Source organism: Arthrobacter sp. MYb227 (assembly GCF_002975435.1).
Lineage (GTDB): Bacteria > Actinomycetota > Actinomycetes > Actinomycetales > Micrococcaceae > Paeniglutamicibacter.
On record NZ_PCPT01000001.1, the window covers coordinates 360,362 to 381,028 of the forward strand.

General features: G+C 56.8%; 21 protein-coding genes. 1 reads left to right on the forward strand and 20 read right to left on the reverse strand.

From position 1 onward, the window contains the following. Positions 1–225: 225 nt before the first annotated feature. Positions 226–1,002 carry a DUF427 domain-containing protein gene (locus CQ018_RS01660; RefSeq protein WP_105548230.1) on the forward strand — a complete coding sequence of 259 codons (777 nt, stop codon included), beginning with the start codon at positions 226–228 and terminating at the stop codon, positions 1,000–1,002. 41 nt (positions 1,003–1,043) lie between these two features. Here CQ018_RS01660 and CQ018_RS01665 read toward each other — a convergent pair whose 3' ends face one another. The 20 genes from CQ018_RS01665 to CQ018_RS01755 form a co-directional block, all read right to left on the reverse strand. Next, positions 1,044–1,559: a GNAT family N-acetyltransferase gene (locus tag CQ018_RS01665; RefSeq protein ID WP_105548231.1), complete on the reverse strand. Its 516-nt coding sequence runs from the start codon at positions 1,557–1,559 to the stop codon at positions 1,044–1,046. 75 nt (positions 1,560–1,634) lie between these two features. Continuing rightward, on the reverse strand, positions 1,635–1,781 hold the full coding sequence (locus CQ018_RS19975) for a hypothetical protein (RefSeq protein ID WP_181149687.1): 147 nt from the start codon (positions 1,779–1,781) through the stop codon (positions 1,635–1,637). Positions 1,782–1,967: 186 nt separating this feature from the next. Next, the gene (guaB, locus tag CQ018_RS01670) at positions 1,968–3,473 is read right to left on the reverse strand and encodes an IMP dehydrogenase (protein WP_105548232.1); all 1,506 of its coding nucleotides are present in this window, start codon (positions 3,471–3,473) and stop codon (positions 1,968–1,970) included. A 201-nt stretch (positions 3,474–3,674) separates the two neighbouring features. Then, positions 3,675–4,886, reverse strand: coding sequence for a hypothetical protein (locus CQ018_RS01675; RefSeq protein ID WP_146111789.1), 1,212 nt, complete (start codon positions 4,884–4,886; stop codon positions 3,675–3,677). A gap of 242 nt (positions 4,887–5,128) precedes the next feature. Further along, positions 5,129–7,231, reverse strand: a complete 2,103-nt coding sequence (locus CQ018_RS01680; protein WP_105548234.1) for an acyltransferase family protein — start codon at positions 7,229–7,231, stop codon at positions 5,129–5,131. Positions 7,232–7,531: 300 nt separating this feature from the next. Continuing rightward, complete coding sequence (gene groL / locus CQ018_RS01685) at positions 7,532–9,145, reverse strand: chaperonin GroEL (protein ID WP_105548235.1); 1,614 nt, start codon at positions 9,143–9,145, stop codon at positions 7,532–7,534. Between the two features lie 62 nt (positions 9,146–9,207). Further along, positions 9,208–9,504, reverse strand: a complete 297-nt coding sequence (groES, locus tag CQ018_RS01690) for a co-chaperone GroES (RefSeq protein ID WP_071213005.1) — start codon at positions 9,502–9,504, stop codon at positions 9,208–9,210. Between the two features lie 321 nt (positions 9,505–9,825). Then, entirely contained in the window at positions 9,826–10,080 is a 255-nt protein-coding gene (gene csrA, locus CQ018_RS01695; RefSeq protein ID WP_105548665.1) for a carbon storage regulator CsrA, read from the reverse strand. A 41-nt stretch (positions 10,081–10,121) separates the two neighbouring features. Further along, positions 10,122–11,213, reverse strand: coding sequence for a hypothetical protein (locus CQ018_RS01700; RefSeq protein WP_105548236.1), 1,092 nt, complete (start codon positions 11,211–11,213; stop codon positions 10,122–10,124). Then, positions 11,188–13,242: a flagellar biosynthesis protein FlhA gene (locus CQ018_RS01705; RefSeq protein ID WP_105548237.1), complete on the reverse strand. Its 2,055-nt coding sequence runs from the start codon at positions 13,240–13,242 to the stop codon at positions 11,188–11,190. Before CQ018_RS01705 ends, CQ018_RS01700 begins: the two co-directional genes overlap by 26 nt. Before the next feature lie 63 nt (positions 13,243–13,305). After that, complete coding sequence (locus CQ018_RS01710) at positions 13,306–14,457, reverse strand: flagellar biosynthesis protein FlhB (RefSeq protein WP_105548238.1); 1,152 nt, start codon at positions 14,455–14,457, stop codon at positions 13,306–13,308. Then, positions 14,454–15,218 (reverse strand): flagellar biosynthetic protein FliR, encoded by a 765-nt coding sequence (gene fliR / locus CQ018_RS01715; protein WP_374954173.1) that lies wholly within the window; start codon positions 15,216–15,218, stop codon positions 14,454–14,456. Before fliR ends, CQ018_RS01710 begins: the two co-directional genes overlap by 4 nt. 1 nt (position 15,219) lies before the next feature. Further along, positions 15,220–15,495, reverse strand: coding sequence for a flagellar biosynthesis protein FliQ (gene fliQ, locus CQ018_RS01720; protein ID WP_105548239.1), 276 nt, complete (start codon positions 15,493–15,495; stop codon positions 15,220–15,222). A gap of 3 nt (positions 15,496–15,498) precedes the next feature. After that, positions 15,499–16,305, reverse strand: coding sequence for a flagellar type III secretion system pore protein FliP (gene fliP / locus CQ018_RS01725; RefSeq protein ID WP_105548240.1), 807 nt, complete (start codon positions 16,303–16,305; stop codon positions 15,499–15,501). Then, positions 16,302–16,781: a flagellar biosynthetic protein FliO gene (locus CQ018_RS01730; RefSeq protein ID WP_181149689.1), complete on the reverse strand. Its 480-nt coding sequence runs from the start codon at positions 16,779–16,781 to the stop codon at positions 16,302–16,304. Before CQ018_RS01730 ends, fliP begins: the two co-directional genes overlap by 4 nt. A 1-nt stretch (position 16,782) precedes the next feature. Then, positions 16,783–17,529, reverse strand: coding sequence for a flagellar motor switch protein FliN (fliN, locus tag CQ018_RS01735; RefSeq protein ID WP_105548242.1), 747 nt, complete (start codon positions 17,527–17,529; stop codon positions 16,783–16,785). A 2-nt stretch (positions 17,530–17,531) separates the two neighbouring features. Continuing rightward, positions 17,532–18,419, reverse strand: a complete 888-nt coding sequence (locus CQ018_RS01740) for a flagellar motor switch protein FliM (RefSeq protein ID WP_105548243.1) — start codon at positions 18,417–18,419, stop codon at positions 17,532–17,534. 134 nt (positions 18,420–18,553) lie between these two features. Then, positions 18,554–19,366 (reverse strand): flagellar motor protein MotB, encoded by an 813-nt coding sequence (locus CQ018_RS01745; RefSeq protein WP_258142365.1) that lies wholly within the window; start codon positions 19,364–19,366, stop codon positions 18,554–18,556. Next, entirely contained in the window at positions 19,363–20,184 is an 822-nt protein-coding gene (locus CQ018_RS01750; RefSeq protein ID WP_105548244.1) for a motility protein A, read from the reverse strand. The genes CQ018_RS01745 and CQ018_RS01750 overlap by 4 nt, the downstream gene beginning before the upstream one ends. Before the next feature lie 12 nt (positions 20,185–20,196). Continuing rightward, complete coding sequence (locus tag CQ018_RS01755; RefSeq protein ID WP_105548245.1) at positions 20,197–20,433, reverse strand: flagellar FlbD family protein; 237 nt, start codon at positions 20,431–20,433, stop codon at positions 20,197–20,199. Positions 20,434–20,667: the final 234 nt, after the last annotated feature.

A 20,667-nucleotide genomic window follows, 5' to 3' on the forward strand; every position in this document is an offset into this window, starting at 1 on the left:
GAGACCAGACGGGCGTGGCTTCCGGTGGAAACAACATGGGTACACCCATCCATTTTGAACTTCATCTTAGGCCGTGCATGCCGCTGCGTCGGCGTTCGTTCGTGACTGTTTTCTAGCGGATCGGCACTCGCCGGTGAGAACTTGCCAAAGTGACAGAAATTTGATCTTGCTTCCCGGATTTGATGGGTTCATACTTGCCCCGTGGCCACTCGGGTATTGAACACTATGAACCAAATACTGCCGGAACTTCGCTATGAACCCACAAGCAAGTGGATTCGAGCGTTTAGCCGGGGCATCGCCGTGCTTGATACGCGGGAAGCGGTCTTGATTTGGGAGCCTATGCGCATCACTCCCATCTATGCGGTTCCAGCCTCCGATGTGCTGGTACCACTTGCGCAGTCTTCGGCACGGCCGCAGCAAATAGATACTCCTCGGATGCTTTTCCCAGATGATGCATTCCTCTTGCATTCAGCCACCGGCATGATCTTGGACGTCCTTGTTGCCGGTCAGGTGCTTGAAGGTGCCGCATTTAAGTTTGCGGATCCCGAACTTGCAGATTATATTGAGTTCGACTTTCACGCGATTGACTGGTTTGAGGAAGAAGAGCGACTCTTTGCCCACGCCAGAGATGCTTTTCACAGAATCGATGTTCGTTCAAGTAGCCGACATGTGAGGGTTGAATTCAATGGTGTGCTGTTCGCCGAGACACGCACCCCGGAGATACTCTTCGAAACGATGCTTCCGGCCAGATACTACTTGCCGCACGATTCGGTGATGTGGGAGCACTTGCAGCCAACCACTTCGAGTAGCATGTGCCCCTACAAGGGACGCGCAAACTATTGGAAGGCGCAGGATGCTACCCAAACCGAAGTTGCTTGGAGCTACGCCGAGCCGGTACGCGGGTTGGAGCGGTTATCTGGACTCGTGTGCTTTTACAACGAACGAGTAGATCTAATCATTGATGGAATCTTAGCTCCACGACCACGGTCACCTTTCGATTAGTGAATCACCGGGCGCTTTAGATCGCTAATCACTCCAGCGCTTTAGCGGGCTACCCGCAATCGGCGCTCGTAGCGATGTTCGAGCAGGGGCGGATCGAAGCGAGAATCTTCTTTGGTGTTAGGCGTAGGTTTCCAACCATTTCGCTCATAAAGTGCGCTGGCTCTCTCATTGCCTTCAGCCACCCACAAATATGCGCGTTCATAGCCAAGCTCATGTAGTTCAGCGGTGGCTGATGCAAGTATCTGGCTACCAAACCCGCGTCCCCACACTTCGGGAAGCACATTCAATGCATAGAGTTCGCCGATGCAGGTGCCCTCGGTGTCGCGAGGCTTACCAAAATGGCTGAAGCCAATTACTCGTCCGTGCGTCTCCAGGACCAAAGGGTGCGCAACAATGTCTTGATCTACAAGAGTACGTTCCCAACGTTTGGTGATCGTCTCGACGTCCATGGAGGCAAGGAAAGCCTCCTCAAGTATTCCGTTGTAGCCTGCCTGCCATGCTTCCACCAGCACCTGGGCTATCGACCGGGCATCCTCATAAACGGCACGGCGGATCACCGTGCTAGGTATCCTGCGCGGAAGGTACGGCTTCGAGATGATCTAACTGTCGTTCACTTCGCGGGGCCTCCAAGATCAATGTGCCTGTGCCAAAACTAGATTGATATCAGGCAAGAGACCCATAAACATTTCTAGGCCTCCGGCCATGAAAAAGATGAATGATGCAATAGCCACAGCACCAAGGACGATCGCGACAACAAGTACCTTACGTTCGGAAGTCATAGTTTCAATCTTAGTGTTCCCTGAGCGCTTCTTTCTGCGGGCAGGTTCCCACCGACAGTAACCTTGCCCACGACTGTCAACGTCGTGGTGGCCTTTTGGATGATGGCGGTGAAATGCCAATGGCTCCCCACGCCCACCCGAGTATTCGGGAGGCATGAGGAGCCATTGGTCAGAGCCCTATGAGGTTTAGCGTGAACGGTAGTTCGGGGCCTCGACGGTCATCATGATGTCGTGCGGGTGCGATTCTTTCAGGCCAGCTGCGGTGATGCGAACAAACTTGCCACGCTTCTTCAGTTCGGCAATGTTCTGGCCACCGACATAGAACATGGTCTGGCGCAGGCCGCCAACCAACTGGTGGGACACCGCCGAAAGCGGGCCACGGTATGGAACCTGGCCTTCGATGCCTTCCGGGATGAGCTTCTCGTTGGACGGAACATCCGACTGGAAGTAGCGGTCCTTGGAGTAGGAGGTATTTTTGCCACGAGTTTCCATGGCCCCGAGTGAACCCATGCCACGGTAGGCCTTGAACTGCTTGCCGTTCATGAAGACTAGGTCACCGGGCGATTCTGCGGTACCTGCAAGCAGGGATCCGAGCATTACCGAGTCGGCACCGGCCACCAGTGCCTTGCCAATGTCGCCCGAGTGCTGCAGACCGCCATCGGCGATCACCGGAACACCTGCGGGGATAGCAGCCTTGGCTGCCTCGTAGATGGCGGTAACCTGCGGGACACCGACGCCAGCAACAATGCGAGTGGTGCAGATGGAGCCCGGGCCTACGCCAACCTTGATGGCGTCGGCACCTGCGTCGATCAATGCCTGGGCGCCCTCGCGGGTTGCTGCCTGGCCACCGATGACATCCACGTGTGCTGCCGCCGGATCCTTCTTCAGGCGGGCAATCATATCCAGCACGCCCTGGGAGTGACCGTTTGCTGTGTCAACGACAAGTACATCTACACCGGCATCGATCAGGTTCATGGCGCGGTCATAGCCTTCGCCGAAGAATCCAACCGCTGCGCCAACGCGCAACCGGCCGTCTTCGTCCTTGGTGGCCAGCGGGTACTGCTCGGCCTTGTCGAAGTCCTTGACGGTGATCAGGCCCTGCAGGATGCCATTGTCATCGACAAGTGGAAGCTTCTCGATGCGGTGCTTGCCCAGCAAATTGATGACCTCGTCGCGCGGCACCCCGACCTTGGCGGTGATCAGCGGCATCGCTGTCATCACCTCGTAGACCTTGGTGGTCATGAAGGTTTCGCGCGGAACAAAGCGGGTATCGCGGTTGGTAATGATACCCAGCAGCTTGCGGTTCTCATCGACTACCGGAAGTCCGGAAACGCGGTAGTGCGCACACAAATCGTCCCAGTCTGCAAGCGTTGCGCCGGGGTGAACGGTCACCGGATCGGTGATCATGCCCGATTCGCTGCGCTTGACTTGGTCAACCTGCTTGGCCTGATCTTCAATTGACAAGTTGCGGTGGATGATGCCGATGCCGCCCTGACGTGCCAAGGAGATGGCCATCGGGGCTTCGGTAACCGTATCCATTGCAGCGGAAAGCAACGGGATATTGATGTTGATGCGCTTGGTCAGGCGCGTGGTTGTATCCGCCTCGGAAGGAATCACATCCGTTGGGCCAGGAAGCAGCAAAACATCATCGTAGGTGAGGCCTTCAAAGGCAAATGGATTGAACTCAGTCACGGTGGACCTTTCACGCCGGTGCGGGGATTGATTACATCCTAGAACGCTTCTGATGCAAGCGACATTCCCCGGGGCATAGGTGTGGCCAACGCAACGTTTATTGAGCCGAAATTTGGGTGACCTCTTACGTCCCTCAAATTCCCTCTCCCACCAGATAGTCTCAAGCATTTGCCCCTTTTGAGGAGAATTTGGTGAGTGCACCTAATGCCGCGGGGTTCGTTTCTTTATGCCAAGTCGTTTGTTTATGCGCTCGGCGAGCGCCACGATTTCATCTGGAATAAACATCCAGACTAAGAAACTGATCGAAGCGATCCACACAAGGATCGTCGGTAAGTTGATTAGTACAAATCCAATCAGCCCCCGCCGATTATCAATTTCGACGGGTATCAGTCGTTCCGGATCCGCAGGGTCTTTGACAACCTGAATCTCTTGGCCTGTTTCCCTCAAGAGTTCCCAGCGCAACCCGTATTCGAGTTCGTAGACTTTAATTCCGAGCCGTACTTTAGCGTTATTACCCCGCCCTCCAATTTCTAGCATGACTGTGGTGAGCACGGGTTCGCTGCGAACCAGATACCTGTCTCGAGAAAGTTCAGCGGTATTTGCTGCACCAAATATGAATGCCAGCACTGTCACCGCAATCAATAAGATTCCTAACAGGGTGCCGCGGATCCGGATATTCGTTTCGGCAAGGTTCGACCAGGTACCCGCGATCTGATGCTTCTTTTGTTCCAAGGCCGCATCGGTATTCTCGAGCGCGGCAGAGAATGCATATCGCGCTTGGTCATTTGTTTGTTCCAGGGGCGCACTTTCGATGGCAGGTTGTCGATTTGGCATCTTCGGTCGAGGCAGTAGTCGGTGGCCCATGACGACAGTGAATCCCGCAATCATCAAGCCCATCATGGAGCCGATGATGATCGTGTCTACCGGGTCATGATCCCAGTCTTGGCCTGGTGCCACAGCCAAATATCGTGTGGAGTCAGCTGGATCTTGTACGACAGAAATTTGTGTACCTGCGGGGAATGTAAATCCGGTGCTGCACGATGTATTTGCGGTGATGGTTTGGCCGTGCAGGTCAATGTCCATCAGGCAAGCAGAATAGTCCTCAAGAAGCAGCGTCCCTTGCGCTATTTCTTGCGACTTGATCAGTTCGAAGTCTCTTTGATCAATAGCGATGCTTCCGGCGGTGAATGCTGCGGCAATGATCAGTACGAGCAGTCCCATGGCCCCGCAGATCCGCCAGCGTCGAGTGTGGGCAAGAAGCCTTCGTTTGCTTCTGCTGCGTGCGAGCAGCTCGGTTGGCGGAACAATGAGCTTACGCTGGCACCAGCTCAGGATAGCGAGCAACAATCGGCCAAGCTTTGTGCTTCCAAACTCACCATAGGGTCGCGAATCGTCTTGTTCGTACCTACCCATGGTTTGGGATGCGGTGTTTGTGAGAAACTCGGGAATGCAGGGGCCCGCGAAAAGTCATTGGTTTCTTCGTTGCCTTCCCTTGGTGCGGAACTGATGAAACCTCTAATCCGCTCTTGACCCTCTAGAAAAGACTACGATACCGTCTAAGGTTTTTTATCGGCCATCAAAAAGTTATGTGTGGCAGTCCCTTGGTCTCGGAACTTTCCAGGTGTTCTGGCCTTGGTCGGATTGTGAAACAAACTTTATTGCAAGGAGGGGTTAAGCGATGCGAGAAAACGCCGCTCAAATTCGGCTGCCGCACTTCGGGCAAATACCCCGGTGAGGTGGGATTCGTCCATATAAACGAGGACGTTTCCAATGACTGGTTTGCAGATACCATCGGGACACAGTACCTCGCTCATATCCATTGTCGAAAAGTTCTCGCCCAGACTGCCGCTTTCATCCAACTCGAGCAGCGGGGAATCGGTGGCGAGCAGGTCTTCGACTGAGGCCTGGCACTCGGGGGCTTCGGATCCAAACCGGTCAACACATTCTGGTGGCGGATTAACAAAGCGCGGGGTGTCTCGCAGAGCGACCACAGGTATCCCTGCGTCAAGGAAGGGCCGCACGCCTTGTTCATAGCCGGGAACAATATGTTCTTGTGCCGCGGGAGTGTTTCCGTCTTCGTCTTCGCCAAGCACGCTAAATGACCCAAGGGTGATCACGGCATCGGGGCTATGTTCGAGGACGTATTCAGATGCCGCGGTATTGAACGCTGCGCATTCTTCCCCCCTAGTTTCAGAAGGTCCCCCGAATCTGCAAGAGGGTTTGGTCAGCAGTATCCAGCGCCAGCCTTGCTTGGTGGCCATGACATCCACGGCACCGCTCCAGTGCTGGGCGTGTGAGTCGCCAACCAGCACGATGGTTTTGCTTGCTTGTGGGTTACCACCTTGTTGGCAGTTTTCCATACTGTCCTGCTCCGGGGCCCATTCTCCTGAGCAGTCTTCACCGTAGTTTGACCATTGTTCATCGAGTTTGCTGGTCAAGGGAATCATTACCGCATTAGGGTTTGCCTCGTCGGTGAATCCGGGCAGGAGAATTTCCGCTCCGGGATTATCGTAGGGCTGCTGTGCTGCTGCGCGGCGTTCTTCGGCGCTTACCTGGTATTCCCAGCCGCTAAGTGGCACCATCACCACTGCGATCAATGCTGCGATGCCCCAACCCACACGCCGGCGCTTGGCCGAAAGCCAAGTCCATGAACGCATGGGAGATTCAATGATGCGGGTGGTTGCCCATGCCAACAACAATGAAATCAGCATCAATCCAAGCCCCTCCCCTAAGGAGAAGCCATCTTGTCCGGATTCCACGAGAAAGAAAATCATTACCGGCCAGTGCCACAGATACAGTGCATAGGAGACGTCCCCCAGCCAGCCCAGCGCCGGGTGTGCCAGAACCCGGTTGACCCCCCAACGGCTAGCAGGGGCAAGAATAATTACTCCCGCGGCCAGCACCGGCCAAAGCGCAAGGTACCCGGGAAATTGGTATTCGACCTGCAGCAGCATTCCGCAACTAATGATCGCGGCAAGTCCTACCCAGCCCAGCGGGACACTAATCACCCGGGGAATTCTTTGCAACAATGGCAGAGAAATGGCTATCAGCGAACCGAGGGCAAATTCCCACAGGCGTGCAACAGTATCGAAATAGGCCCATTCCTGCCGGCTTGCCGTTGTACTAATTGAGTAGCCCAGCGAGGCAATAAATACAGCACCAAAAATGATGCCCATGACGCTTCGGTAGCTCAGTACTGGGAACTTGCCACGCAGCTTCTTCCAGATGAGCATGCCGCCCAGCAACAAGAGTGGCCAGAGAATGAAGATTTGTCCCTGGATTGAAAGGGACCAAAAGTGCTGTAGGGGGCTAGCTGTTGCGTGGTTAGCGGCATAATAATCAACCGAGTCCTTGGCCAATTGCCAATTTTGGACGTAGAAGAGGCTTGCGGTGATCTGTTCCATGATGGAACTCCACCTAGCCTTGGGCAAGAGTGCAGCACTGGCAATGAGAGTAGCTAGGAGCACCACTACTGCCGCCGGAAGTAACCGCCTAAAAACATTGAGCCAGTAGCTACTCAGCGCAAGTTTTCTCCCGGTTTCAACCTTACGAATAAAGGACCCGGTCAGGAAAAATGCCGAAAGCATCAAGAAGACATCGACGCCGCCCGAGACGCGGCCAACCCAGACGTGGTAGACCATCACTAATAGCACCGCGAGCGCGCGCAAGCCCTGGAGCTCTGGCCTGAATTCTGCGGTGAGCCCGGTGGTTATTCGTGTTTTCGGCGCTACCTTACTCGTAGATGATCGTGCGCTCATAGAAGTGCCACATCCTGGGGAGTCTGGGGATTTTCGGCGGGGGGTCGAACGGCGTGCCCCGCGGCTCTTCAGAATATCAAAGAATCGTTACTTATTCGTTATTCATGCTTTGGGGCTGGCCTGCACCCAGGAACAGATGCTGCATCGCACCGTGGGGTCCCCAGCCTCTCGACGGAATACACAATGCCGCCGGGCCCCGTCCTCCCGTCGTTTGAGACAAGAGAAACAAGATCCGGCGGCATCTAGTGCGGGCTGCCCAGTACTACCTGAGAAACACCCCGCCACTTCCTTAAGCGTTTGCTAGTGGCCGTGTCCTGCGTGTGCGTTTTCTTCCTCGGCCGGCTTTTCGGCAACCAAGGTTTCGGTGGTCAGCACCAGAGCAGCGATCGATGCTGCGTTACGCAGCGCCGAGCGGGTGACCTTGACCGGGTCAATGACACCGGCGTCGATCAGGTTTTCGTATTCGCCACTCAGAGCGTTGAAGCCCTCGTTGGGTCCGGATTCGGAAACCTTGGAGATCACTACGTAGCCGTCGAAGCCAGCGTTCTGCGAAATCCAGCGCAGCGGCTGAACCAAGGCACGGCGAACAATGCCAACACCAGCCACCGCGTCGCCGGTTAGGGCGAGCACATCTGCATTGGTGTCCAGCACGGCAAGCGCGTCAACAAGTGCCGTACCGCCGCCTGCAACGATGCCCTCTTCGAGCGCGGCTCGGGTGGAGGAGACAGCATCTTCGATGCGTGCCTTGCGTTCCTTCAGCTCGACCTCGGTGGCTGCGCCAACCTTGATGACACCGATGCCACCGGCAAGCTTTGCCAGACGCTCGGAGAGCTTTTCGCGATCCCACTCGGAATCGGTGCGGGACAGTTCTGCCTTAAGCTGCGATACGCGGTCCGCAACATCCTCTGCGGTTCCGGCACCATCAACGATGGTTGTCGAATCCTTGGTAATGGTGATGCGGCGAGCCGAACCCAATACCTCGAGACCCACGGTATCCAGGGACAGCCCCAGGTCCGGGGAGACAACCTGTGCACCGGTGAGGATGGCAATATCCTGCAGCATGGCCTTGCGGCGATCGCCAAAGCCAGGAGCCTTGACCGCTACCGCGTTCAGGGTGCCACGGATCTTGTTAACAACCAGGGTGGAAAGTGCTTCGCCCTCGATGTCTTCGGCCAGGATCAGCAGTGGCTTCTTGGCTTCGAGCACCTTTTCCAACAGTGGCAGGAATTCTGCAACCGTGGAGATCTTGCCGGAGTTAACCAGAATCAGCGCGTCCTCAAGGACGGCTTCCTGACGCTCCGCGTCGGTGACGAACTGCGGGGACAGGTAGCCCTTGTCGAACTGCATGCCCTCGGTGACAACCAATTCGGTTGCCGTGGTTGAGGATTCTTCGATGGTGATGACACCGTCGGTGCCAACGGTCTCGAAGGCCTGAGCCAACAGTTCACCGATTTCTTCGCTCTGTGCGGAGATCGCTGCAACGTTGGCAACCTGCTTGCCGGCAACCGGAACCGAGTTCTCGGCCAGGCGTGCGGCAACTGCCTCGACGGCAACTTCAATGCCGCGCTTCAGGCTCAGTGGGTCGGCTCCGGCCGCGACGTTGCGCAGACCTTCCTTGACCAGTGCCTGGGCCAGCACGGTGGCGGTGGTGGTTCCGTCGCCTGCAACATCGTTGGTCTTGGTTGCTACTTCCTTGGCCAGCTGCGCGCCAAGGTTTTCGTAGGCGTCCTCGAGTTCAACTTCACGAGCAATGGTCACGCCATCGTTGGTGATCGTCGGTGCGCCCCAGGCCTTGGCCAGGACAACGTTGCGACCGCGGGGACCGAGGGTCACCTTGACGGTGTTTGCGAGCTTATCAATTCCCGCTTCGAGGGCGCGTCGAGCGTCCTCGTTAAAAGCTAGCTGCTTTGCCATGTCTTACTCCTTGTAAGCTACATAAAGCCCCGGCTTTGGGGCCGGGGCTCTATGAAGGAAAACTACTTTACGACGATGGCCAGAACGTCGCGGGCCGAGAGTACCAAGTACTCTGCACCGCCAACCTTGACCTCGGTGCCGCCGTACTTGGAGTAGATTACGACGTCGCCCTCGGCTACGTCGACAGGAACGCGGTTGCCGTTGTCATCGACACGGCCCGGTCCTACTGCTACGACCTTGCCTTCCTGTGGCTTTTCCTTGGCGGAATCGGGGATGACCAGACCTGAAGCAGTGGTGGTTTCTGCTTCGAGTGGCTGGACGACAATGCGGTCCTCGAGAGGCTTAATGGAGACGGACATCGTCTCTCCTTTGCGTAAGTTACCAATGGTTTACGGGCCGTGCGGGTGGTACCAACCGTCGTCGCGGTGCCAGCTGGCGAATTACCTCAGGCTTTCGCTGCTCGTTGAATCAACAAGCAACACCATTGACTTTAGGCAACCATTAGCACTCGGTCAAGGCGAGTGCTAATTTCGGGGTCATTTTCGCGCTCGGCGCAGAGTCTACAAAGACCCGCAGGTCGCTTCGAGGTAAGGAAGGTTCTGTACATAAAGATGAAAAATAAACGCACGGCATGGATCGCCTGTTGCGGCGCGCGGCGCAACATAGCCTCCGAAAGAACTTTAGTTACCGGTTGGCGGTTTGTTTCCGAAGAGTTCCTTGAGCCGTGCCTCCGTGGACGATCCAGCAGAAGCCGCGGCGGCTGCCTCCTGATTGGCTTCGGTCACCGCGGCAACCATTTCTGCACGCTGGATTTTGACATCACGCGGAGCATCAATACCAACCTTGATCGAATCACCACGCACCTCAAGGATCGTCAGCACGATGTCCTCGCCGATCAGGATTTTTTCTCCGACTTTCCGTGTAAGTACCAGCACCGCATCATCATAGCCCAACGGCTATCAAGTACACCGTGGGATCAGGGCAACGGCGCAGTGATATCAAATACCGGATACCCCAAATCGAGTACCGATTCCGGGCTCAGCGTTTCATTGGCATGCAAAGATACCAGCGCGTAGAGAGAATGCCGCTGGGCAATGAATTTCACCCAAGCCGCGGTATCTTCACTTTTCCGACCCGCATCCACAGCAACCCATAATTGATCTGCGCCCAACACCTGCAAGATCTCAAGTTGCACCCCCAGCTGTTCAAGAGGGTTCAAGGCAACCGAAACCACCAGCGGAACCCCTTGCGAAACGGCACCGGCCCGAGCTCGCAGGATGCCGCGCCGGTCATGTATGGGCCGGCGCTGAGTGCTACTTCCAGCGGCAAATTTGGCAGCCAACTCCCCCGCATGCCGGCGCATCGAGACATCCTCACCTAATTGATCCCCGGCAGCCACCCCATCGCCCCAGAGACCCACGACCACCACGAGGTCCCCGGGTCCCGAAAGCGGCGATGGTAACAACTGTCCCAAGTCCAAGGCCAAGGAACTTGTGACTTCCCGCTCAGCTTTGATCCCTGCACCACCTATCAGAGGCTCCCTGGATCTTCCGGCTACTGAATCCTGCGACCCCGCACCTAGAGCCCGTACCCCGGTGGCCGGACTCAAGGCAAAGCTCTGATCATCGAGCAACCGGCTAAACTCCGCCTCGGAGTTACCGGCACTTCTCCGCGGAGCAGTTTCCCTCCCGGCCAAAAATTCCTCCTGCGCATCGGCCAGGGCAAGTAGTTCGGCCATTCCTGATTTCACCGGTGTGGGTTTGCTCGGCGCCGAGCCATGCGGACCTGCCGGGGAAACACCGGAAGTTTGCGTCGTTGTTTCACCCCTCGGGGATGCTTCGGTGGCTATCCTTGCCCGCTTCAAAAGCTCATGCGGGGCATTTAGCTCCGGCTCACCCGGCACCTCGATGATCGCCTCAATGAAGCGCCTGGCCATGAACTTTCCCAGACCACCCTGGCTCACCCAGGCTGCGCTGAGGATCCGTGCGTGTGGACCAAACTCTTTGGTGATGCGTGCCTTGAGCGCTCCAAGGTTTTCGGCCTCACGCCGATATTGCGTCGGCACCACGTACCACCCCTACGGTTTCGATTTCGGCTCCGCCGGCTGTTGCTTCCTGATAGGAAAGCACCGCCAACCCGCTGACCTGTCCACCGACCAAACGCCGCATGGCAGGACGTAGCGCCGGTGCACAGACCAGTACGGCAGAAAGCCCGCGACTTTCAAGCTGGGCAGTAATGTCTTTCACCGAGCTCAGTACCGATTCGAGCCGATGGGCATCGAGCATGATCTGTGTACCGAGTTCCGAGGGGCGTAACCCCTCAAGCATCCCCTGCTCGAGGGAGGGATCGATCATGATGACCCGCAATAGTGAACCTTCCAAATGTGTTGCAGCAATTGCCGGGCCCAAGGCATCGCGGGCCGCCTCGATGAGCCCTTCCGGATCTGTGCTCGCCTTGGCCCGTAACGACAAGGCCTCGTAGATACGCTGCAGGTCATTGATCGGCACGCCTTCAAGGAGTAGGCCTTGAAGCACGCGCTGGACTTCGGCCAAGGAAAGCAGCCCAGGGATCAACTCCTCAACCGCGGAAGGGTTAATATCCCGCACAGAATCGGTCAGTACGCGTACGTCTTCCCTGCTGAGCAACCGGGCCGCATGAGCATGCACAATCGAGGACAGATGCGTAACGATCACCGAAACCCTGTCAATCGTTGTGGCTCCGGCCATCTCGGCATTGTGTCGAAGCTCCGTGGGAACCCATTTGCCGGCCAGGCCAAAGACCGGTTCCACGACGCTGGCACCGGGAAGTGCCTCGAGGTGGTCGCCCAGCGCAAGAATTTTTCCGCGCGGCGCACTGCCGCGTCCCGCCTCGACCCCTGCGATACGTACAACATACGTCGCTGGCGGCAGTTCAACCGAGTCCCGGGTGCGCACCGGCGGCAGGACCACCCCAAGTTCCATGGCGACTCGCTTGCGTAGCGCCCTGACCCGGGCCAGCAAATCGTCACCGCCTCCGTTGACCACATCGACTAGGTCTGGTGCCAGCTGAATCTCTAGTGCGTGCACACGCATTTTTTCGATCAGGTCTTCGGTAGTTTCTTTCTGTGGGGCCGAGGCCTGATTTTGAGTTTGCACAGCCGCGATCGCTTCGGCTTTAGCTTTCTGTGCCTTGATCCGTTGCGCGCTGAAGATCAGTAACCCACCGATCAGGACGAAGGGCAACTTTGGCATGCCCGGCACCAGGGCAAGGGCAATGGCTGCCGAACCGGCAATGAGCAGGGCGGTGCGAGATTGAGCAAGTTGGGTTGAAGCACTGGATCCCATGTCATCGGCCGCATTGGACCTAGTGACAATCATGCCCGTGGATACCGCCATCAGCAGTGCGGGGATCTGCGTTGCCAAACCATCACCGATGGTCAGCAATGCATAGGTGTTCAGGGCTTCGCCAACCTGCATTCCGCGCTGCAACATGCCGATCCCGATGCCACCGAGCAGATTGATGATGATAATAATGACCCCGGCAATGGCATCGCCCTTGACGAACTTTGATGCACCATCCATCGCACCGTAGAAGTCGGCCTCCGCGGCTACCTCTGCACGGCGTTCACGTGCTTGAGCATCAGTGATAAGTCCCGCGTTTAGGTCTGCATCAATCGCCATCTGCTTACCGGGCATGGCATCGAGGGTGAATCGTGCCCCAACTTCTGCCACACGTTCGGCACCCTTAGTGACCACCACAAATTGAATAACAACTAGGATCAGGAAAATCACACAGCCAATGATCAGTGACCCACCCACGGCAATATTCCCGAATGCTGCAATGACCTCCCCCGCGTACCCATTTCCTAACACCAGTCGAGTTGAGGCGACATTCAGACCCAGGCGCAGCAAGGTTGCAACCAGCAGCAATGAAGGGAATACCGAGAAATCCAGGGGTCGTTTGGCAAACATGGTGGTCAAGAGGATCACCAAGGCCAAGAGGATACTTACGGCAAAGAGCACGTCCAACAGGGATGCGGGGATCGGAACCACCAGCAGCATGATGATGCCTACAACGCCCAACGGCACTGCAATCTTTGAGACACTCGCGAATTTCATGAAGAGGTGTTCCTTAGAGACTTTCGGGGGCGATGAATGAGAAGCGGTGTGTGGTGCAGCTAGTTACGTAGGTGGCCGGGCCGCGCGACGGCCCCTGCCTATAGTGACAGACGCATGTTCTTTCGCTGGGGGTGCCGGTGGCCCCGGGAGCGTATGCACTCCTGTAGCACTTCCACGAGTCTTGAGCGTCATCACGAACGCGAGGACCCGGGCCACCTCGTTGTAAGTATCCGACGGGATCTCATCTCCAAGCTCACAGACCGAATGAAGGTTTCTGGCCAGTGGAATATCTTGCACCATCGGGATCCGGTGGGTACTTGCTTCCTCACGGATGCGCGATGCAATATTCCCAGATCCCTTGGCCACCACCTTTGGCGCGGATTTTCCCGGCTCATATTTCAGCGCCACGGCAACGTGGATGGGGTTCACTATCACCACATCGGAATCGGCGATCGCAGCCATCATACGATTTCGGCTCATCTCCATTTGCCGTGAGCGCCGTTGCGATTTGATCAACGGGTCACCATCGGATCGTTTGTTTTCGTCGGTGACCTCTTTACGGGTCATCCGTGTATGTTTGCGGTTGCGGCGCATCACCACAAAAACATCGAGGGCCGCAAGCACCAACCCGGCGAGGACCGAGGCCCTGATCAACGAGGCTGCCCCGCCGGCCCCGGCACCGAGCAGCGAATTGATCGGCAGAGAACCAGATTGCAGGAGCAATGGCATCAGTGAAGAAACTACGCTCCAGAGCACCAGACCGATCACGCAGACCTTCAACAGCGCTTTGACACCCTGCCATAATGCTTGCAAACCAAAAACACGTTTGAAGCCATTGAGCAGATTCAGATTTGCTGGGTCGAGCCTGAATTTCTTAAACCTAATGCCACCCTGTAATGCGGCAACCGCCAAGATCACCACCAACACGGCAATGAACAAAGGTGCTAGGGTTTTGGCCAGCGAGCCAAAACCAAGGTCCAACACCTGAACCGCGGATTGTTCCTGTGGGTCACCAATCACCCGAGCGATGGCTGCAAATTGTTCTCGCCCTGCATCTTCGGCCAGAGACAGCAGCCCCGGGAGCATGAGTGCTGCCGCTGCGATACCCAACCAAGCGGTCAAATCCTGCGAGCGGGTCATCTTGCCCTTGGAACGCACCTCCTTCATGCGTTGGGGTGTTGCCTTTTCGCTGCGTTCCCCCGATTCCTCGCTCATGTGCCAAACACCTTGCCCATGGCTTCAAGGCCCGAATGCACCAATGCGGAGACCACCGAGGGCAGCAACACAAACACGGTGCCGGCCAGCGAAAGCGTCAGGAAGATTTTCAGAGGAAAGCCCATGGCAAAGGCGTTCAGTGCCGGCGCCGCACGAGTCAGCAGGCCCAGCCCAATATCCGCAAGTACCAAGACCACCAGCAACGGTCCGGCGATCTGGATAGCGGCAACAAACATCTGTCCCACCGAATGCACAAGATTCTCGGCAAGCGCATCAAGCCCCACGCCGCCGCCCAGCGGGATGGCGTCAAAGGAACGAAAAAGCCCGGCGAGCACCAATTGGTAGCCATCTGAGGAGACCAATAGGGCTAGGGCTGCCCAGTGGAAGTACCGGGAGAATTGTGCGCCGTTGACCATCGATTGCGGGTCAAAGCCCTGAGCCATGGCAAAGCCACCAAATAGGTCGATTAGTCCACCGGCGCTCTGCACTGCGGAAAACAACACCATCACCAAGAAACCGAGTGCTGCCCCGGTGACAAGCTCCAGGATCACGGCTCCCAGGAAGGGCCCGGTGTCCATCAGCTGGTGCGTACTGCTGAGCTTGGGAGTCACGGCCAGCGCGAGTCCCAGGGCGATAGTGCCCTTGATACGCCCGGGAATCGCATTATGGGAGAAGGGAGGAGCAATAACAATGAACGCGGTGATCCGCACCGCCGCCAAAAGCATCGCTTCAATGGTTTCCAGGGGCAGCACGACCTGCACGTCAGCTGCCCCTCAGCAGTGCCGGAATCTTGTCGAAGAGTTCGTGAGTAAACAGCACAATTTCGGAAATCATCCAGTGACCGCAGACAAGCAGCGCAATGGAAACTGCGACGGCCTTGGGCACGAAGGAAAGCGTGACCTCTTGGATCTGGGTCATCGATTGGAAGAGGGAAATCGCGAATCCGACCACTAGGGAGGTGATGAGCACCGGGGCCGCAAGCTTGGCCGCGATCAGTAGCCCGGAGAGTCCAATGTCCAATACGGCGTTCTGGTCCATGTGCTAGCCGCCCAACCGATAGCTGCCAATGAGGGCCGTGATGATCAGTCCCCACCCATCAACCAGTACAAAAAGCAGGATCTTGAACGGTAGCGAGATCATTACCGGTGGAAGCATCATCATGCCCATGGACATCAGCGCGGAGGAAACCACCAGGTCAATGACCAAGAACGGTACAAAAATGACGAAGCCGATGATGAACGCGGCACGCAGCTCGGAGATCATAAATGCCGGGATCAACGTTGTCAGCGGAACATCGGCAGCCGTTTCCGGGTTCGGCAAGTCCGCGGCGCGGGTCATCAGTGCAATGTCTGCCTCACGGGTGTGCGCCAGCATGAAATCTGCAAGCGGTTTAACCCCGACCTCCATGGCCTGGTTGAAATCGAGTGTGCCGGCCAGATAAGGCTGAACACCCAGCTCGTTCATGGAAGTGAGCACCGGAGACATGATGAAGAGGGACAGGAACAAGGCGAGGCCCGCGAGTACCTGGTTGGGCGGAATCGTCGGCAACGCCAAGGCGTTACGAGTCATGGCAAGCACCACAAAAATCTTCGTGAAGGAGCTCATCATCAGTAACAGCGCCGGTGCCACCGAGAGCAAGGTGATGGCGATCAGCGTGACAATGGCCGAGCTAGGAGTTCCGTTAGGTCCGTTAATTTCCACCGAAAGGCCACCGCCCTCGGGGGCGGAGGGGTCAACGGGTGCTGCCCACACGGCACCGGTGCTCACCAGGTTCGAAAGCACCACCAGGACGAGCACCGCGAAGAGCTGCACCAGGGGCCGAAAACGTTTCGAGGCAAGCAGACTCACAGCGAGCGTCCCGTCTTCAGCGCTGTCCAGGCATTTCGCCAGGTCTGCGCAGAGAGAATCGACCCAGCCAGTGGTGAGGTAGCTGCAAGGCTCGAAGGCTCACCGTGGTTTCCGGTTTCCGTTGGTGCGGCGCCGGTAAGCTTCTGCAGGGTCGCGGCGAAGGATCGCGAGCGTTGTTCGGCGGAACCATCCTGGTCTTGCCCGGCTACCGGATCAAGCACCAGGGGTTCGGGGGCTTCAAAGCTGTCGAGCACGTTAATCGAGGACTCCCCCACGCCCAGCAGATAGCGGCGCCCCTGTACGTCTAGGAGCACCACAGCGGATTTTGGTCCGATGCTTTGGCGTTCAACGACATTCACCCGGTTGGTCTGCTGCGTGCCGAAACGTGGAAGGATGCGCTTGCGTAGGTAAAACAGGAGCCCGAGCACCGCGGCCAGTGAAATAATGACCCGTAGCAACAGGAAAAAATTCTCCAAGCTAGGACAAACCCTCATTCACATCAAGGATCTTGGTAATGCGCACACCGTAGTCCTGATCCATGACTACAACTTCGCCGAGCGCTATTAAGCGTCCATTGAGTAGGATGTCTGCGGGTGCTCCGGCGGAACGGTCAAGTTCCACCACGGCGCCTGGTTCAAGATTTAACACGTCACGCACCGACATACGGGTACGCCCAATTTCTACCGTCAAGGCCATTTCCACATTGCTGATGCGACCCAGCCGGGCAGAGACGTCCTCGCGGTCTTCCCGCTGCGTATTCGCAGTGGATTCGAGAGTTGCGTGTTCACGGATCCGCAGGGCATACCAGCCAATGACAGATCCGTCACTGGCAAGTTCAAAGCACACTGTCTCGGCATCCCCGAGCAACGCTTCGGCACCAACGATGGCATCGGTGGACAAAGCCCCAGCGCCGAGCACCCCGGTTGCGGCATCCAACGCCGGACGCAAAACATCGGCGGTGGAGATCAGTGAGCCGGCTCCGCCAGGAGTTCCGCCAAGCAGTGGGGCCTGGATGCAAATGATCACGTCTGCCGAAAGTTGCCCGACGAATGTTGCACCAACAATTTCACCCATGGCCGTGAGCATTGAGGCATCCCGTGCCCCCGCAAGGAGCCTGGCCTGCACCGGCGCCGGGGTGGGAAGCATCGCGGCAAGAGCTTCGGCGGATGCTGAATAAAGCGCCGTCGAATGTAGCGCTGGGGTGCCTGATGGCGCGGGAATCATATTTAGGTCTCCTCGGTAGAAACGATAACGGCGGCGATCCGACCGCTCCGGGTGCCAGCCGCGGCGGTGCCCATACGGCGTCCCTCCACGGAAAGCTCAAAGGGTTTATGTGTGGGATGCGGCAATGGCAGCACATCGCCCACCGCCAGATTCAAAATAGTGCCGGAGGTCACCACGGCAGGGCTCAGCGCCAAGGCAACATCCACCGGAATCCCGGCCAAGGAATCGCTGAGCAGTTCACCGGCGTTTTCGATGGGGCCAGAGGGATTGGTTTCGCCCAGCTGCGCCATGATCAATTCCGCGGGTACCGCGATGCTGGCCAAAGTGCTGCGCTCACCCACACGTACGCGCAGCGATACGGCAATAACCAGTTCCGATTTGGTAGCTGCCTGAGCAAATTGCGAATTGTGCTGGATGCTGGCCACACTCAACTGATCTTGCAGGAGTGCACCCAGTGAATAATGGAGATCTTCGAGCGCTTCGTCCATGAGCCCGCGAACCAAGGTTTGTTCAATCCGGGTGAACTTACGTTCGGGAACATCTGTCGCCGTGGGGCTGCCAAGCATATGCGATATCCAATTCAACGCCGCCGATGCGGGGAACTGGATGACCGTGCGGGCGGTTGTTGCCTCGGATTCGCATAAAACCATGGCTGTGGTCGGCGGCAACCCAGTGACGTAGTCATCATAGGACTGCATCGACACGTATTCGAGAGTCACCTGAGACATGACACGGATTTTGGCAGTGAGCTGAGTCCCCCACTGGCGGGCGAAGGTCTCAAAGGCCAGCTCAAGGACGCGCGCATGCTCGCGGGCCAATGTAGTTGGCCTACGGAAGTCATAGACCACGGCAAGTGCCGCGGCAGGAGAATTTAGAATCGGGGCGCCCATCACTGGCGGCCCACACACAGAGGGGTCACTGGCACCACTATCGGACGGCCTCGGCAAATGGTTAGCCAATTGGTCATGTGGTGTTGAGACGACACAAAAATTCTCAGTGTCGGAAGATTTCTCCGGGGCCTGCCTTAGGTTTGCGGAAGTAGGTTTCTGACGTTCTCCGGCTGGTTAGAGAGTACGACAATGTCCACGCGCCGGTTCTTTGATCGGTCTTTGGTTCCCTTCAACGGACGTGCGTCGCCGTATCCGACCGAGGAAATCCTGTGCGGTTTCACTCCCCCGTCTTCGACCATGGCCCGTAGCACTCCGGTGGCCCGGCTTGCCGATAGCTCCCAATTGGTCGGGTATGGATCCACGGGCCGAATTTCGTCGGCAAACCCTTCAATTTCAAAGTGCCGGTTAGTTGGTGCCAGCACCGGGGAAATTGAGTTAATAATTTCTCTGGCATTGCTGGTCAGTGCGGCGCTATTGGATCTAAAAAACGTTTCCGCGCTAACTAAACGAACGGTGAGTCCGCGTTGATTGATGGAAAATTCGGCTGCACCTTTATGGCCCGAGGCTTCCAAACGCTGATCGATGCGAATCTTCAGGTCGTAAAGAGCTTCTTCTTCGGCCTGGGCAAGTTTGACAAGTTTTTGTTTTGTCGCATCATCGATTTCCGCATTGGCAAGGAGTCCTTCGGAGCCAACAAGTTCGGGAGGAACCACAATGCCTTGGGCCGTATCGGCGATTTGGCTACTTTCAACCCCGAACCCCGAAGCCAACGAATTCTTTAGCGCAGCAAACTTATCCTGGTCAACTGTTGACATTGCGTAAAGCACTATGAAGAGGCACATAAGGACCGTGACCATATCCATATATGAGGCCATCCAGCGTTCGTCGGGGCCGTGATGCTCCGCGGGAGCTTTACGTGAGCGCCGGGAACCGCGCCGGGAACTCAAGCCGCTTCCTCGAAGTCCTTGAGCAGGTTGTCTTCCGCTTCTGCCTTTGGCTTCTTGCCCTTGGATTTGAGTTCGTGCGCCGGGGCCATGGCACGCAACCGCTCTTCGAGGAGCATCGGTTGGCTTCCGGCCTGGATGGCTAGTAGACCCTCAACCGCAAGGCTCATGCGTTCAACTTCGAGTTCGGAGAGGCGACGTAGTCGTGAGCCAATCGGTAGCCAGATGAAGTTTGCCGAGACCAAGCCCCACAGGGTTGCCACGAAGGCCGCAGCAATCATGTGTCCGAGCTCGTCTGGCTTAGATAGATTTTCCAAAACGTGTGTCAGCGAGACTACGGTACCGATAATGCCGACCGTCGGTGCGTAACCACCAAGTGTAGAGAAGTACTTGTGTGCAATTGCGTCGGTGCTTTCACGCGTAGCAATTTCGTCTTCGAGCTGGTCCCGAAGTTCATCTCCGTCGATACCGTCAGCCATTGATTGCAGGGCACGTCCTAGGAACGGATCTTTGCTCTCCTGTGCCTCTGTTTCGAGGGCCAGTAATCCGTCCTTGCGCGCAATCTCGGCAAGTTGGACTAGCCGGGATATTAGTTCCGTGATGGGTGTGATTTTGCCGCGGAATGCCGAAGGGAGCGTCTTGAAAGCAATAATGGTGTCGCTAATCGTGCCACTGGCGATTCCCACGGCGATGGTTCCAAAGAACACAATGATCATGGGGGCCGGCAAAAGAATCGACGAGACGCTGGCACCCTCCATGAAAAGCATGGTAAACATTGCGCCGAAGGCCAGTAGTAGGCCAATGATTGTTGCGGGATCCAAGGAAAATGTCCTCTATCGAAGCGAAGGTGGTACCGAGGATAGGTCTTCGGTTTTTTGCAGGCTTGCCAGTGAAATCACTGCCGCACGGTAGTGAACGACCAGTCCAATGACCTCTTCCATGGATTCGGTCACCACATATTTGGCTCCGTTGACCATGACAATGACGGTGTCAGGGTTTTCCTGGATCCGTTCAATGAGGTCCGGATTGATAGAAAAGCGGCTCTTATTCAGCCTTGTTACAACAATCATGTGACCCGTCCTTTCGCAGGGAACTGTCGGCAGCGGCGCAGTTTCCGTTAGCTGGTCGGCCCCAAGGATGCCAAGTCATCCCGGATCCACCAGGTGCTGGGCGGCCCGCCAGGCAAGAAATTTGGGCACGACCTAAATCCTTCGGATCATGAGCAGGAACGGTTGTACTTCAGCACTCGAGCACGATCGTCAAAAGATCCGACCTACCGTGACCGGAACCCAGCACGGTTCTTT

Excerpts from the sequence above, each read along its gene's own strand:
- CQ018_RS01755 (WP_105548245.1), bottom strand. The coding sequence starts at position 20,433 with ATGATTGTTGTAACAAGGCTGAATAAGAGCCGCTTTTCTATCAATCCG.
- CQ018_RS01660 (WP_105548230.1), top strand. The coding sequence starts at position 226 with ATGAACCAAATACTGCCGGAACTTCGCTATGAACCCACAAGCAAGTGG.
- groES (WP_071213005.1), bottom strand. The coding sequence starts at position 9,504 with ATGTCCGTCTCCATTAAGCCTCTCGAGGACCGCATTGTCGTCCAGCCA.
- CQ018_RS19975 (WP_181149687.1), bottom strand. The coding sequence starts at position 1,781 with ATGACTTCCGAACGTAAGGTACTTGTTGTCGCGATCGTCCTTGGTGCT.
- CQ018_RS01675 (WP_146111789.1), bottom strand. The coding sequence starts at position 4,886 with ATGGGTAGGTACGAACAAGACGATTCGCGACCCTATGGTGAGTTTGGA.
- fliN (WP_105548242.1), bottom strand. The coding sequence starts at position 17,529 with ATGATTCCCGCGCCATCAGGCACCCCAGCGCTACATTCGACGGCGCTT.
- CQ018_RS01710 (WP_105548238.1), bottom strand. The coding sequence starts at position 14,457 with ATGAGCGAGGAATCGGGGGAACGCAGCGAAAAGGCAACACCCCAACGC.
- CQ018_RS01705 (WP_105548237.1), bottom strand. The coding sequence starts at position 13,242 with ATGAAATTCGCGAGTGTCTCAAAGATTGCAGTGCCGTTGGGCGTTGTA.
- groL (WP_105548235.1), bottom strand. The coding sequence starts at position 9,145 with ATGGCAAAGCAGCTAGCTTTTAACGAGGACGCTCGACGCGCCCTCGAA.
- CQ018_RS01740 (WP_105548243.1), bottom strand. The coding sequence starts at position 18,419 with ATGGGCGCCCCGATTCTAAATTCTCCTGCCGCGGCACTTGCCGTGGTC.
- fliQ (WP_105548239.1), bottom strand. The coding sequence starts at position 15,495 with ATGGACCAGAACGCCGTATTGGACATTGGACTCTCCGGGCTACTGATC.
- CQ018_RS01680 (WP_105548234.1), bottom strand. The coding sequence starts at position 7,231 with ATGAGCGCACGATCATCTACGAGTAAGGTAGCGCCGAAAACACGAATA.